Annotated in this window: 13 protein-coding genes; 6 read left to right on the forward strand and 7 right to left on the reverse strand. The window is 56.9% G+C overall.

Annotated features, from left to right (window positions below):
* Positions 1–8: 8 nt before the first annotated feature.
* Complete coding sequence (locus FGF66_RS12565; protein WP_170181187.1) at positions 9–1325, reverse strand: DcaP family trimeric outer membrane transporter; 1317 nt, start codon at positions 1323–1325, stop codon at positions 9–11.
* Between the two features lie 142 nt (positions 1326–1467).
* A complete protein-coding gene (locus FGF66_RS03285; protein WP_139456279.1) occupies positions 1468–3024 on the reverse strand; it encodes a YifB family Mg chelatase-like AAA ATPase in 1557 nt (518 codons plus the stop codon).
* A gap of 384 nt (positions 3025–3408) precedes the next feature.
* Here FGF66_RS03285 and FGF66_RS03290 point away from each other — a divergent pair, with 384 nt between their 5' ends.
* Together FGF66_RS03290 and FGF66_RS03295 are read left to right on the forward strand one after the other, a co-directional pair.
* Positions 3409–4656: an AAA family ATPase gene (locus FGF66_RS03290; RefSeq protein ID WP_139456280.1), complete on the forward strand. Its 1248-nt coding sequence runs from the start codon at positions 3409–3411 to the stop codon at positions 4654–4656.
* On the forward strand, positions 4653–5309 hold the full coding sequence (locus FGF66_RS03295; protein WP_139456281.1) for a retron system putative HNH endonuclease: 657 nt from the start codon (positions 4653–4655) through the stop codon (positions 5307–5309). The genes FGF66_RS03290 and FGF66_RS03295 overlap by 4 nt, the downstream gene beginning before the upstream one ends.
* A gap of 162 nt (positions 5310–5471) precedes the next feature.
* Here FGF66_RS03295 and FGF66_RS03300 read toward each other — a convergent pair whose 3' ends face one another.
* The 4 genes from FGF66_RS03300 to FGF66_RS03315 form a co-directional block, all read right to left on the reverse strand.
* A complete protein-coding gene (locus tag FGF66_RS03300; protein ID WP_139456282.1) occupies positions 5472–6080 on the reverse strand; it encodes a M15 family metallopeptidase in 609 nt (202 codons plus the stop codon).
* 63 nt (positions 6081–6143) lie between these two features.
* Positions 6144–6368, reverse strand: a complete 225-nt coding sequence (locus tag FGF66_RS03305; protein ID WP_139456283.1) for a phosphoenolpyruvate carboxylase — start codon at positions 6366–6368, stop codon at positions 6144–6146.
* 123 nt (positions 6369–6491) lie between these two features.
* A complete protein-coding gene (locus FGF66_RS03310) occupies positions 6492–7361 on the reverse strand; it encodes a UbiA family prenyltransferase (RefSeq protein ID WP_139456284.1) in 870 nt (289 codons plus the stop codon).
* Between the two features lie 275 nt (positions 7362–7636).
* A complete protein-coding gene (locus tag FGF66_RS03315) occupies positions 7637–10402 on the reverse strand; it encodes a phosphoenolpyruvate carboxylase (protein ID WP_139456285.1) in 2766 nt (921 codons plus the stop codon).
* Between the two features lie 209 nt (positions 10403–10611).
* Here FGF66_RS03315 and FGF66_RS03320 point away from each other — a divergent pair, with 209 nt between their 5' ends.
* Positions 10612–11232, forward strand: a complete 621-nt coding sequence (locus tag FGF66_RS03320) for a photosystem P840 reaction-center cytochrome c-551 (RefSeq protein WP_139456286.1) — start codon at positions 10612–10614, stop codon at positions 11230–11232.
* A 76-nt stretch (positions 11233–11308) separates the two neighbouring features.
* Here FGF66_RS03320 and queF read toward each other — a convergent pair whose 3' ends face one another.
* Positions 11309–11662 (reverse strand): preQ(1) synthase, encoded by a 354-nt coding sequence (queF, locus tag FGF66_RS03325; RefSeq protein ID WP_139456287.1) that lies wholly within the window; start codon positions 11660–11662, stop codon positions 11309–11311.
* 107 nt (positions 11663–11769) lie between these two features.
* Here queF and FGF66_RS03330 point away from each other — a divergent pair, with 107 nt between their 5' ends.
* From FGF66_RS03330 to FGF66_RS03340, 3 genes are read left to right on the forward strand one after another with little or no spacing between them, the layout of a single operon-like run.
* Entirely contained in the window at positions 11770–12504 is a 735-nt protein-coding gene (locus FGF66_RS03330) for a class I SAM-dependent methyltransferase (RefSeq protein ID WP_139456288.1), read from the forward strand.
* The gene (locus FGF66_RS03335; protein ID WP_139456289.1) at positions 12501–13337 is read left to right on the forward strand and encodes a DUF4905 domain-containing protein; all 837 of its coding nucleotides are present in this window, start codon (positions 12501–12503) and stop codon (positions 13335–13337) included. Before FGF66_RS03330 ends, FGF66_RS03335 begins: the two co-directional genes overlap by 4 nt.
* Entirely contained in the window at positions 13334–14344 is a 1011-nt protein-coding gene (locus FGF66_RS03340) for a tyrosine-type recombinase/integrase (protein WP_139456290.1), read from the forward strand. The genes FGF66_RS03335 and FGF66_RS03340 overlap by 4 nt, the downstream gene beginning before the upstream one ends.
* Positions 14345–14418: the final 74 nt, after the last annotated feature.

The following is a 14418-nucleotide window of genomic DNA, read 5'->3' on the forward strand; positions in this document are numbered from 1 at the left end:
GGAAAAGCTCAGAACGAGTAGGTCACGGAAGTCTGGGCGCGGATGGCGTCGCCCTCGTCGGCATCCTTGTAGTCGGTTCTCCAGCGGGATAGCTGGCTGCCGAGAATGAAGTTCGGCGTGATGCGGTGCGTTACCGAGATGAACTGCGTTTCGTTCAGCGTCCGGCCGGTTATCGACAGCACATCATCATCATTCGGGTCATCCATGCCCGCGCCGATGCTCAGCGTCGTCTCGGGGCTTGCCGCATAGCGCAGGGCCGCCCAGCCGCCGCGCGAGCGGATGGCCGTGACGCCGTTCCGGCCCTGACCGATGCCGCCCCAGTAATCGTCGAGATTCTCGCCGGTGAACAGCTCGCTGGCGAAAAGCAGCCTGTCGCTCAGTGGCAGCGACAGTTCGAGCACGCACGACCACGAGTCGAGAGTCTCATGTGTTCCGTCGGCAGCCGTGTCCCACTCCTCCTGCCCGTAATGGCCAGAGACAGCCATGGTTGCCGGTTTTCCGGAAACAAGGAGCGGCGTCGAAAGCGCCAGGCGTCCCTGAATCGAGGGCATCGCGGCGTCTTTGCCCGAATCCGCGCCGCTTATGTTTGTCTCGCCAATCGTCCTCGCTGCCGCCACGGCAACCTCGACGCGGCTCTTGTCACCCGACTTGAACCCTTTGGTGAGGCGAAGCTGCGGATGGCGTCCGCCGATGTTTCCTGCATCCCACATGATGGCCGGATCATCCACGAACGGGATGAGCGAGCCGTTCACGTCCCAGGTCTGCCCGGCGATGATGCTGAAATCGCTTGTCGGCCAGTACGCTTTCAGGTAGCCGTGGCGAAGGCGCGGGCTCGAATTGTTTTCCGCGCCGACGTAGCTCAGAAAATCGAACTCGATGTTGCCGGTCAGCTTCATCGTCTCGGTATCGGGGCCGTAGAGGTTCATGCCGATTCTCGTTGCATTTGCCGTGAGGTTCCATTCGGCATCGTCGTTGACCGTTCTCTCCGAGGGGGCGTAGAGCGCGATGTTGCCCGGCGTGATCCGGCCTGTGTCGTACGAAGCGTCGAAACGGGCGAATCCGTAAAACTGGAGCTTCGCGCCCGAAGAGACCGTCACGGTCGCCGGAGACGAAACTTCGGGCTTGCTGGCGGTCTGGGGGGCGGCAGCCGTCTGCGACGTGGATGAAGTCGCACTCTGTGCTTTGACCAGGGCTTTCAGTTCGGCAAGCTCCTTTTCGAGGCCGGCAATCCTCTGCTCGATCGGCTCGGCAGCGATGGCCGGTGATGAACCGAGAAGTGCTCCGGCAAGCAGTAGCGTATGCCGGAATGATCCATTTGCTTTCATTCTGTGATCGGTAATGTGTTGATGTGCATCGTCGGATGTGTCCAAGAAAGAACGGTAAGGCTCCTAATATAGCCAAGCGGCCTTTTTTTCTCTGAACATCCGCGCTCAAGCGCATTTCCCCTGATCCGTTCGCTCTCCCCCCTCAAAAACTCCAGAACTCTCGGTCGAGGCTGCGGTACTGGATGCCCTGCACCAGGTGCTTCATTTCGATATGCTCCGCGCCGTCGAGGTCGGCGATGGTGCGGCTGACCTTCAAAATCCGGTCGTGCGCCCTGGCCGAGAGGTTCAGGCGGTTCATGGCGTCCATAAGCTTTTCGGCGCTTTGCTGGTCGAGCTTGCAGAACTTGCGGATCAGCTTCGAGTTCATCTGCGCGTTGGTGAAGATGCGCGGCGAGGGCAGCGCGGCGTAGCGCTCGTGCTGCACGGCTCGCGCCGCGATGACCCGCTTGCGAATCGCGCTGGAGCTTTCGGCCAGATTGCTCGAGAACAGCTCGATGTTTTCGACCTTCGGCACGTCGATGTGGATGTCGATGCGGTCGAGCAGCGGGCCGGAGATTTTGGAGAGGTAGCGCCGGATTTGCTCCGGCGAGGCGGTCGGCAGGCCGTCGCGATCTTTCAGCGGCCCTGCGGGGCTGGGGTTCATGGCCGCCACCAGCATGAAGCCCGCCGGATAGCGCGTCGTAAGCGCCGCCCGCGAGACGGTCACTTCGCGGTCTTCGAGCGGCTGGCGCAGCACTTCGAGCGCGCTGCGGGTGAACTCCGGCAGCTCGTCGAGGAAGAGCACGCCGTTGTGCGCCAGGCTCACCTCGCCTGGCTTGGCCTGCGCGCCGCCGCCAATCAAGGCGACGTTGCTGCTCGTGTGGTGCGGGTTGCGGAAGGGGCGCGTGATCATGAGCGGGCGGTTGCGTTCGAGCAGGCTCGATACCGAGTAGATTTTGGTCGTTTCGAGCGACTCCTCGAAGCCGAGCGGCGGCAAAATGCCCGGAATCGCCTTGGCCAGCAGCGTCTTGCCGCTGCCGGGCGGGCCGATCATCAAGAGATTGTGCCCGCCCGCCGCCGAGATTTCGATAGCCTTTTTGGCGGCGAGTTGCCCCTTGATCTCGGCGAAATCGACCGGGTACTCCGGCTCGCAGTCGAACAGCTCCGCCACGTTGACGTTCACCGGCTCGGCGGTGATGGAGCCGTTGAGCAGCCTGGCGGCCTCGACGAGCGTTTCGACGCCGAACACCTGCGTCGCCGCTCCGGTCGCCGAAATGGCCACCGCCGCCTCCGCCGCGTTCATTTTCGGCACGATCATCCACCGGATGTTCTCCTTCGCGGCCATCACGGCCATCGGCAGCGTACCGCTGATGCGTCGCACCGAGCCGTCGAGCGCCAGTTCGCCGAGCACGATGGTATCCTCGAACTGTCCCTTGATCTCGCCAAGCGAGCCAAGCAGCCCGACGGCGATGCCAAGATCGAACGAGGTGCCCTCCTTTTTGACGTCCGCAGGCGCGAGGTTGACCGTGATTTTTTTCGACGGTAACTCGAAGCCGGAGTTGCGGATAGCCGTCAGAATCCGCTCCCGGCTCTCCTTGATCGCGCTGTCCGGCAGCCCGACCACCGTGAATGCGGGCAAGCCGCCGGAGACGTTGGTTTCAATCTCGACCTTCAGGGCATCGATGCCCAGCAGCGCCGCCGCGCAGAGTTTGGTAAGCATATGGGACAATGAGTAGGGGTTGATTCACTGCCAGCGCCGGTTATATAAGGTTAGGGGTTAACCGCCGCTTTTGCCTGATTATACGGAAAAATACGGTGAATTCCGCATTATGCGGCACGATGGGATGGCGGTAAAGCTTTTTTGATGCAAAAGGGGGTTAGATTCCACTGTTGATAAAAAACCGCTTCAAAGTCAACGCCCCCAACAACTGGAACCGCCAAACCGGGAACCCACGCTACATCTTCAACCTTCTCCTCAGCATCATCACCGTAAGGCTGAGAATCGTCGAAATCGTCGAAGGATTGCCGGGATTACGAGTGGAATAAATATTTTTACTGTTATTTTAATAAAAGTGTTTGTAAAGCTGAAAAGACTTGTTAAGCCATGTTGACTACTCAGAAGCTGGAGTTGCAGAATTTCAGAGGCATCAAGAAGATGATACTGCCATTGGAGCCGAAACTCACGGTCATCGCCGGAGTCAACGGGATCGGAAAAACAACGGTTGTCGATGCGCTGGCATTGTTGCTCTCGTGGTTGACTGCCCGAACAAAACGCGACTCGGGTAATGGTCGTTCAATAGATGAACGTGACATAATGCATGGTGCAAAGTATGCCGAAGCTTTAATTGCAACATCCACAGGAAAATGGTCTCTGGCGAAAAGCCGTAAAGGAGTGATAGAGGGTAAAAAAAGTGATCTGAGCGATCTCAGAGATATTGTCTATTCTCTCCGTGAAAAGCTCGATCACGAAAAAGCTTTGCCGGTTATTGCATATTATCCGGTTGAACGCGCGGTTATCAGAATACCGCTTCGTATCAGAACAAAGCATGACTTCGATCCTGTATCGATCTATGACGAGTCTTTGATAGGCGGAGCAGACTTTTCACTATTCTTCGAGTGGTTTCGTGAGCGTGAAGATATAGAAAACGAGAATTACAGGAATAAAGGAGAGTCCAGCTACCCGGATAGACAGTTACAGGCGGTGCGTCAGGCTCTGGAAAAATTTCTTCCAGAGTATCGCAATTTCAGAATAAAGCGTCAGCCGCTTCGGATGGTTGTGATTAAAGATGGTGAGGAACTGAAAATAGATGATCTTTCAGCAGGTGAAAAATGTTTTATCGCCCTGATCGGTGATATTGCCCGTCGCCTGGCTATTGCTAACCCACTCAGGAAAAATCCGCTCGATGGCGAAGGGGTTATCTTCATCGATGAGATCGATCTTCATCTTCACCCGTCATGGCAGCGCAGAGTCATTACAAAGCTGACGGAAGTGTTTCCCAATGTACAATTTGTTGTAACGACCCATTCGCCGCAGATACTGAGCGAAGTTTCGCCTGAATCGATCCGTTTGCTCTATCGTGAAGATGGCGAAATACACTATGCGCAACCTTCCCAATCGTACGGGTTGGACTCTTCCCAGATTCTCAGGGAGTTGATGGACGATCCGGGGATCAACAGTGATGTGTCTCGTCGGCTCGATGTCATTGCTGAAAAAATCGATCAGGATGATTTTGAGGCAGCAAGAAAACTGATCGAGCAAATGAAAATCGATCTCAAGGGCTCGATCCCGGCTCTTGTAGAAGCTGAATCGACCATTGCGATGCTTGAACTCGATAACGAAATGCAGGAATGATTCCGATCAATAAATCAAGCGAACCTGTGTCGTTATCGACCTATCGTTCTCATCCCGATGCGCTTTATAATGGGCCGGACTGCAATGGCCTGACGTTTACCACGGTCAAGCAGGATATTCGGGTCGGACTCGTTAAGGAACAGGGTTATCTCTGTGCCTACTGTATGAGCCGGATCAGGTCTGAAGAAAAGAGCATGAAGGTCGAGCATTGGCAATGCCGTACAGGGTACCCAAAGAAACAACTCGATTATGCCAATCTGCTCGGTTGCTGTTTGGGTAATAAAGGGAGCAAATCAGAGCTACAGCATTGCGATACAAGAAAAGGGGATGACGACCTTCTTTTCAATTCGGCAGAGCCAACCCATCACGATAGATTGCGGATTCGTTACCTGAATACAGGAAAGATTGTTTCCGACGATGCTGGGTTTGACGATCAACTGAATAATGTTCTCAATCTTAATTTTAGCAGGTTGGTCGATAATAGAAAAGCGGTCTGGAGTGCTGTAACCAGACGATTGTCTGAATTCCAAGGTTCGGCAAGTCGAAAACAGGTTGAGGAGCTGATTGCAGAATGGGGATCGAAAGATCAGAACGGTTTTCTGAAAGAGTACTGTGGTGTTGCGCTATACTACCTTAAAAAAAGGTGCAGATAAAATAATTGTTGTGAAAACGTTCATCAAAAACGGCAATATTCAACCGTGAATCAATTTTCTCAACCCTGTACGAGTTTTCAATTCAATTGTTCAACCACCCTTCCGTCAAACTGCCCGGCCAGCTCGGTAGCTTGGCCGGGCGCAGCTTGACTCTCAGTTCAGCTATACGTAAACGCCGCCTTCGCTATCGTGCTTTGTACGCAGTTCGGCGAGCATCTGCTTTTCGGGCATCTCTTTCGCCCAGTCGGGCCGGAGCTGATAGTGCGGCTGGTCAACGATGGTTTTCCAGTTTCCTCCCCATTCGAGTCCCAAGTCCACTCCCAACGCGCCGACGGCCTTGTATTTGGGGGAGTCCGGCAGATATTTGTTGCCTTCGAATACGCCAATGTCGAAGGCGATGCCGAAGTTGTGATTGGAGTATCCGCCCTTGGCTTTGGTGACAATATCCCCCGGCTCGTTGCGTCCCTTGGCGTAGAGCGCATTCTGCTCGGCGTAAGTTCTGAGCCCGCTGATGATTTTGATCGTGATGCCGACGCTGGCGGCTTTATGGACAAGGGCGCGCGCCAGAGGCTGCACCTCGGGCAGGAGCGTGGCGATGGCTTTTTCGCTGCGGCTGTCCACTGCGGTGACGGTGACCGGCGGTTCGGTATCCGCCTCTTTTTGCGGGACGATACGTTGATAGATCGCGCCCCAGGTTTGGGGGCCGGCTTTGCCGTCAACGCTGATACCGAGTTCCTTCTGGATCGCGGAAATCATCTCTTCGATGCGCATGGAGGTCTCCTGTTTGGTTGATAGAAAAGGTTACAAAAGAGTCATTGTCCGGAAATTCTTTTTTTACCCCGTCATTCTCAATCCACCGGAAATTGCATTGACCGTGAGCAGCAGTTCGGGGAGCAGCGAATCGGCCAGCTCTTCGTCTCCCGAAGCTTTGGCGGCTCGCCAGCTTTTGAGCAGGTCGATTTGCAAGCGGTGTAGTTTGCCGAGGCCCTCCTGGCGGGTTTCGATGAAACGGTAAACGTTGAAGTGCTTCTCCCTGAACGGAGTTGTGTTTCGGGACATCCTTCTCTGTGATGGGTTACACAAACGGGTTTACCATTCATTCAAATATAAGAATGTTATTTGTCGTGGCTCATAGTTGTCAACTCGTTGCGCAACTATTACATCAAGTGCAGCCCGAACGGGTTATCTCGAATAGAAGGCAATCAATCCGAAAGAGAGAAAGAGAACGGTGGCCAGAACGATGGTCAAGTCACTGATCTTGCGCATGAAAGGCTCCTTGTGCTCCGAGTACATCGTGGCGATGACCATGACGGCGACATTGTTCAACAGAAGAAAGTAGCTTGATGCCGGAAGGATTTTTGTGAAGGTGAACCCGAAGAGAATCGCTCCGGAGATGAGGCTTATGGCGATGAGCAGTCGTTTGGTTTGCGGAAAGGTCAAGGTGTTTCCGATCGTTTTGATTCCGCTCACGAGGTCTCCGTGCCTATCCCGCATGTCCCACATCACTTCGATAAAAAATGCGCAGATAAAAACATAGCCCCAGCAGATCCAGGCTTTGAGCGAAAGCGGACGGCCTTCGAAGAAGAGGGGAAGAAAGATGAGCGCGGTTGCCCAGTCGAGCGGAGGGGTGAGATTTTTTACGATGTAGATGTCTTTCAGCCGTCGCGCGCCCTTCAGGCGTTTGGCGAGATGGAGAGGGATTGTTTTGTGATTGTAGAGGTAACCGATGACGATGATGAACGCTGCGGCCAGAAATGCTGATGCGCCGAAACGCGAGGCGATCACCAGAGAAAGGATGGAGATCAGATAGAAAATCACATAGGTGATGAAAATATCACTTTTGGTGGCGCGTTCAAGACTGTCGGGGTCGTTGATGGCATCTTCGATATCATCGGTAAGGCGGTTGTACTGGTAAATTGAAAATGTCAGCAGAAAAACGGTCAGAATGGCCCAGCCGTTGACCGGAATTTCGAAATAGACCGACCAGCTCGCGGCGGCAAGCGCTGAAAGAAGCGAAAGGTGTAGTTTGTTTCTGAAAAAATAGCGCAGCATGGAGTGTTTTCAGCTTGGATTCAGTGACGGTATCCATCGGTTGCACTTATGGAGATGCTCATTTCTTCCGTCTTGCACTAACCACGAGAGTTGCGGTTAAAGTTTCTCGCCGTGGATTCAGGAATGTGCGCAGCAGCAGCGACAATTTTTCGCTGACTATCATGGTTCTTGCTGACTCAAGGTGATCCGTTTGACAATACCAGAAGAGAAAGAGCGAAGCCCCGACTGGTGACGAGGCTTCGTGCGTTGATCGATCTTATCCGCCCATGGTGCGCTTACCCCGTTGTCCTCAATCCACCGGAAATTGCATTGACCGTGAGCAGCAGTTCCGGGAGCAGCGAATCGGCCAGTTCTTCGTCTCCCGAAGCTTTGGCGGCTCGCCAGCTTTTGAGCAGGTCGATTTGCAAGCGGTGCAGTTTGCCGAGGCCCTCCTGGCGGGTTTCGATGAAGCGGTAAACGTTGAAGTGCTTCTCCCTGAGCGGGCCGCCGTAGATCAGGTCGAGCAGGCGCATCGTGCGGAGGTATTCGGCCTGGATCATACCGAGCAGGTTTTCGCGGATGGCTCGATCTTCCACCAGCGCGGCGTATTGCTCCATGATCCACGGATCGACCGACAAAATGCTGGTGGCGATGTTGTTTATAATATAGTGGAACGGCGCCCAGGAGAAGTCGCTTTTGCGCATCACCTCGAAGGTTTCGGGATCGGTGGCGCGAAGCTCTTCGAGCGCCGTGCCTGCGCCGTACCATCCGGAGATGCCGAAGCGGGCCTGGTTCCAACTGAAGACCCACGGGATGGCGCGGAGGTCTTCGAGGCTCTGCCGTCCGGTGCGGCGGGCGGGGCGCGAGCCGATGCGGCTCGATTCGATGATGTCGATCGGCGTAGCCTGGCGGAAGAAGTCGATCAGCCCGTCGGCTTCGATGAGCTGCCGGTAGGCTTTGTTGCTGCTGCGGGCGAGCGTGTCCATCGCCTTTTCGAGCGGGTGCGGGCGGTAGCCCTCCTTGCGGTGGTCGAGCCGCGCTTCGGCGACTCCGGCCAGGAAGAGTTCGAGATTATACGCCGCGCTGATGCGGTTGGCGTATTTCTGCGAAATGGTTTCGCCCTGTTCGGTGACGCGGAGTCCGGCGTCGAGCGAGCCGTGCGGCTGCGCCCGGATGAAGCGGTGGGTCGGCCCCGCCCCGCGGCTGATGCTGCCGCCGCGTCCGTGGAAGAAGAGCACATCGACGCCATGCTTCCGGCCCGCCTCGATGAGACGCTCTTCGGAGCGGTAGAGGCTCCAGAGGCTTGCGATGATGCCGCCGTCCTTGTTGCTGTCGCTGTAGCCGACCATCACCTGCTGCACCGGCTTCTTTCGTCCGTGCAGCTCCTGCTGCAAAGCGATGCTGCGGCGCGTGACCGGGTGCGAGAGGAAGCGGTCGAGAATGTCGTGGCTGCGTTCGAGGTCGTCGATGGTCTCGAAGAGCGGCACCACCGGAATCGGGCAGGCGTCGCCGTCGCCGTGCGGCGTCATGAGGCCGACCTCGCGGGCGAACAGATAGACGACGAGCAGGTCGGAGAGGTTGCGCGTCATGCTGACGATCAGCGAACCGATGCCGTCGGGGCCGAATTGACGGTAGTGGTCGAAGAGCACCCGGTAGCAGGCGAGCACGGTTTCGGCCTCCGGGCCGGCGTGCATGTCGGGGTGGGTGAAGGGGCGCGGCGAGAGCAGCTCGCGGTCGAGGAACGTGAGACGCTCCTGTTCGCTCCATTCGGGAAAGCCCTTGCCGTCGAGGCCTGCCGCCGTCATGAGCTGTGCGATGGCGAGGTCGTGGAAGCGGCTGTTCTGGCGGATGTCGAGCCGTCCGAGGTGAAAGCCGAAGGTCTGCACGATGCGATAGACCGGCGCGACGTCGCCAAGCGCGATGTTCCGAGCGTCGATGGCCGTGAGCGAGGCCATCATCAGCTCCAGGTCGGCGAGCAGCTCGGCGTGGCGGCGGTAACAGTAGCGCCCGGATTCCGTTGTTCCGTCGAGCGGCGTCGCCCTCTCATCGGGAAGAGCCTCGATCATGAGATTGACGAACTGCCGCCACGGTTCATGGAGGTTCCGCTCGAAGGCCGTCAACCCTTCATCGCCGAGTTTGTGGCGCAGCGTCTCCATGCGCTCCTCCATCGCTCCGGAGGGGGACTGGAAGCGGCCCGAGAGGCTGAGCATGGAGGCGAGCCATTCGAGCTGGCTGCGAACGAGCACGATGGCGTGGCGGCGCATCTCCCGGAGCGTCTCCCGCGTGGTTTCGGCGGTGACGAGCGGATGCCCGTCGCGGTCGCCGCCGACCCAGCTTCCGAAGCTGAGGCGCGGCAGGTTGCGCGGATCGGCGGTGATTGCCGGGTCGAATCCGGCCACGTTCCACGCCTTTTCGAGGCGGCTGTCGAGAATGGGCAGAATGTCGGGAAAGATGGTGTGCAGGTAGTGCAGCACGTTCTGGCGCTCGGTGCTTACCTCGGGTTTTTCGAACAGGATTTCGCCGGTGCGCCAGAGCCGTTCGAGCACCACCTTGATGTCGGCGCGGATTTTGTCGCGCTCGGCGGGCGTCCACATGCGGTTCTCGCGCTTGACGAGCAACAGGTACAGCTCGCGGTGCTGTTCGAGCACGGTGCGGCGCTTGGCTTCGGTCGGATGCGCCGTGAGGGTCGGCTCGACCTCGATTTCGGGAAGCTCGGCGGCGATATCGGCTTCGGTGACGCCGAGGCTTTTCAGGTGGCGCAACGCCTCGCCCCACAAGCCGCTGAGCGACTCGACTCCCTCGGTGGATTCGAGGCGGCGGCGGTATTGGGCGGCGGAGTTCTCCTCGGCCATGTTGAGGAGCTGGAAAACGATCGACCAGGCCTGGATGGCGCGTTCGGCCTGGCTGAACTCACGGATCGGCGCGTTGCTCTCGCCGCCGATGTGTTGGGCGAGCGCCTCCTGGCCGAGACTTTTCAGCACCTCGACGAAGCAGTCGAGCAGGTAGCGGAAATCGAGCGAGGCTTTGTCGAAATCGACGACGCTGGTCGTTGTGGTGATCATGGTATCGGGACTTCTGGTTGGGCAATGGCTGGTACTTCCATGAAACTTACGCTTCGCGAGGCGGCAAGCAAAATGCCAAATCCAACGTGTCTGGATTTGGCGATAATGTTTGACGCTTTTTAGGCTTAAATGTTTGTCCCCTTTGCCAATAATGCTTATCTTTCTCAATAAATTCTTAAAAGCGGCTAACACCTAATCCATTACCTGTCATGGACAACAAGTCAAACGGTAAGCTTATTGCTCTTGCAGTAGGCGGGGCTGTCTTAATGGGAGCTTTGTTTTTCTCCGTATCATTTCTGACTGGCTACGCTCCGGCGCCGAATTCTATTCCTGCTCTGGTTCCGCTGAAGTCATTCATGGGATGGTTCCTCCTCATTTTCTGCGCTTCTCTCATTATCATGGGTCTTGGCAAGATGTCCGGAGCCATCAGCGACAAGTGGTTCCTGAGCTTCCCGCTGAGCATTTTCGTGATCGTCATGGTGATGTTCTTCAGCCTCAGGCTTTACTGGGAGGGAGGACGTACCACTACGCTGGACGGAAAGTCCATCCGCAGCGTCGAGCAACTCAGCGAATTCCTCAACAAGCCGGCTGCCACGAGCGACATCGCTCCGGCTCCCGAAGGTTTCGATTTCAATGCCGCCAAGGAGCTTGTTGACGCACGGTGCAACAAGTGCCATACCCTCGACTCCGTCGCCGATCTGTTCCGCACCAAGTACAAGAAGACTGGTCAGGTCAAGCTGATCGTCAAGCGTATGCAGGGCTTCCCCGGAGCGGGCATTTCCGATGCCGAGGTCGATCCCATCAGCGTCTGGCTCAACGAGAAGTTCTGATTCCGTATGGAGTTCAGAACAGAGGTTTCATCTCAGCAGCGCCCCGGATTTCCGGGGCGTTCTGCATTGGAGGGGGTTACTCTTCGCTCTTGCTGTAGCTGACCGTTACGGTTTCGGTGATGCCGCCCCTGGCGTTCCAGTCGGTTCTGACGGTCATCTTCTTTGGCTGGCAGGCTTCGACCAGGTCGTCGAGAATCCGGTTGGTGATGTTTTCGTAGAAGATTCCGGCATTGCGGAATTCGAGGAAGTAGTATTTGAGCGACTTCAGCTCGATGCAACTTTTGTCGGGCACGTAATTCACGGTGATCGTGCCGAAGTCGGGCAGGCCGGTTTTCGGGCAGACCGAGGTGAATTCGGGGTTGACGATCTCGATGGTGTAGTCCCTTCCGGGATAGGTGTTGTCGAAAACTTCGATGATCTCTTTTTTCATAGATTTTACCGTATGGTTTGAAGTGGTTCTCGATAGCGCTGCAAAATAGAAAACGGAAGCGATATTCATTAAATTCGTGACGATATTTACCATCAGGAGTTTCATTCATGCCTTTTGAAAGATACATGGCGCCGGTGTCCGGGAGTTCGGACGCGGCCATTGAAGAAGAACTGATCCGACTGCGCACGGAACTTGATTCCGAGTACGACCTGCGCGAGGTTGCCCACCGTTTCGGCCAGAGCGATTTCACCTTTTTGAGCGTACTCGACAGTTACGCTCTTCTCGATCGCATCGATCCCGCAGAGTTCGTGAAGGACGAGCAGATGCCTTACTGGGCGGAGATATGGCCCGCCGCAGTGACGCTCTCTCGCCAAATCGTCGAGACCGGTGAGCTTGCCGGAAAGTCGGTGCTCGAACTCGGGGCCGGTGTCGGCATGGCGAGCATCGCCGCCGCCAGGAGCGGCGCTCGCGTACTCTGTACCGATTACTCGACCGAGGCGCTGCGGTTCGTCGCCTACAACGCGATGCTAAACCGCGTCGCGCTCGATACCTGCCGCCTCGACTGGCGCATGGTCAAGGGGAACGAGAAGTTCGATGCCGTGATTGCCGCCGACGTCCTCTACGAGCGGGTCAATTTGCTGCCCATCGTTACGGCCATCGACGCGCTGCTCGCTCCCGGCGGAGCGGCTTTTATCGCCGATCCTCGTCGTCGGCTTGCCGATCAGTTTCTCGAACTGGTGCATGAGAATGGATTCGAAGTCGCCGAGACGCGCATGTTCGACGCCGATGGCGACCAGACGGTGGCCGTGACGATTTACAAAATGCAACGGGCGAAGGTATGAACACTGAAGTTTCAGGGCAGCCAGAAGCCGGAACGCAGTGGTCGTGGAGCGGCGGCAACGGCGCGCTCATCTGGCAACTGATGTTCGGCGACGAAACGGTGATGGGCATCAAGCGTTTTCCGCGGGAGCGCAAGGCGGCGTTCTTCTGCCTCGAATCCTCCACGGGCCGTGTGCTGTGCGACGATTTCGTGCTGACCGCCGGGGGCGAAAACGCGGCTCCGGTTGGCGATGGCTGGATGATCGGGCTTGAAACGGTTCACGGCGGTTTGCTTTTCTGCCACACTTATCAGCAGGGAAGTCCGGAGCACCAAGGCATTTGGGCGCTCGATCTTCCGGCAGGGCGCGTCGCCTGGAGTCGTCCCGATCTCGTGTTCACGGCTAATCTCGGCGACGCATTTCTCGCCTACCGTTCACTCGTCTTCGCGGGGTTTCCCGAGCGGGACTATTTCCTGATCGATCCCTTGACCGGTCGTGAACTCGAACACTTCGGCACGGCGCACGAGCGTCCCAACCGGCTCCGCGACGCGGCGCAAAGCGAAGAGGAGCGCCAGGGCATCCTTCTGCCCGACGTCGTTTTCGATGGGCCTGGTCACGTCGAGCGCATCGAAAGCGGCGCGACGAGCGTCACGGTGCGCCACCGGATGGAGAGCGGCGCGGAGGGGCTTCCCAGCTGGGTCTCCGCGCTGAGCGTCACCGGAGGTGATCGGCTTGTTCATGAAGAGGTAATGGCTTCCGGGGAACCGATGCCGGTTTTCAACAGTTTTCTCATCAAAGACCACCGGTTGTATTACATCAAAGAGAGAGAACGCCTCGTCAGTCTGGTTATCTCATGAAGAGAAGCACCCCTGCTCGATTCCCGAAAAAAGAGGTCGCCAGTTGCCGGTGGCTCGATGCGTTTCTCGCGTATCTCCAGTCCGCCCGCAACGTCTCGCCCAGAACGGTGACGGCCTATACGACCGACCTGATACAGTTTTTTGAATTCCTGAAGGATGAAGGTCGTCTCGACGATCTTGCCGCCGTCGATCCGGAGCTGGTCGAGGCGCCCGATGTGCGGCATTTCATGGGCCACCAGCTTGATGGTGGAGTCAAGCCTCGCTCGATTGCCCGCAAGCTCGCCTCGATCAAAAGCTTTTACCGATACTTGCTCGATACCGGAAAGATCGAGCGCTCTCCGCTTTCGCTGGTTCTGACGCCAAGGCTCGATCGGAAGATGCCCGAATTCCTGAGCGAAGACGAGGCATCGCGGCTTTTCGATCAGCTCGCTCCGTCTGCTCAACAGTCTATCGGCAAGGAGGAGGGGCGGAAGGCCGGGGAACAGAAGTTCGAACTGGCAAGAGACCGGGCGGTTCTCGAAGTGCTCTACGGCTGCGGCCTGCGCCTTTCGGAGCTGACAGGTCTGGAAACCGCCGATGTCGATCTCGCGCACGGCTATCTGAAAGTTACCGGAAAGGGGCGCAAACAGCGGATCGTGCCACTCGGAGAACCTGCCGCCGTGGCGCTCAGAAATTATTTTGAAGTCCGGCGAAACTTCTTTAGAATATCAAGAGAGGGGGCTGGCGAGGCTTCAAAAGTCTTCGTAACGGCAAAAGGCAGACAGATTTATCCCATGCTTGTGCAGAGAATGACAAAGCGGTATCTCTCACCGGTTACCGAATCGGAAAAGAAAAACCCCCACATGCTCCGGCACACCTTTGCAACGCACATGCTCAACGGCGGCGCGGACCTGAAAAGCGTCAGCGAAATGCTTGGCCACAGCAGTCTGACGACCACGGAGCTTTACACCCATGTGACGTTCAACAGGCTGAAGGAAGCGTACGCCAAAGCTCATCCGAGGGCCTGATTTTCAGCAATTACCGGCATATGCCTCAAAGAAAGGCATGAACAATGTCGGCCCTGTTCTTTCAAAGTATTTCA

The organism is Chlorobaculum thiosulfatiphilum, from assembly GCF_006265165.1.
In the GTDB taxonomy this organism is placed as follows: Bacteria; Bacteroidota; Chlorobiia; order Chlorobiales; family Chlorobiaceae; genus Chlorobaculum; species Chlorobaculum thiosulfatiphilum.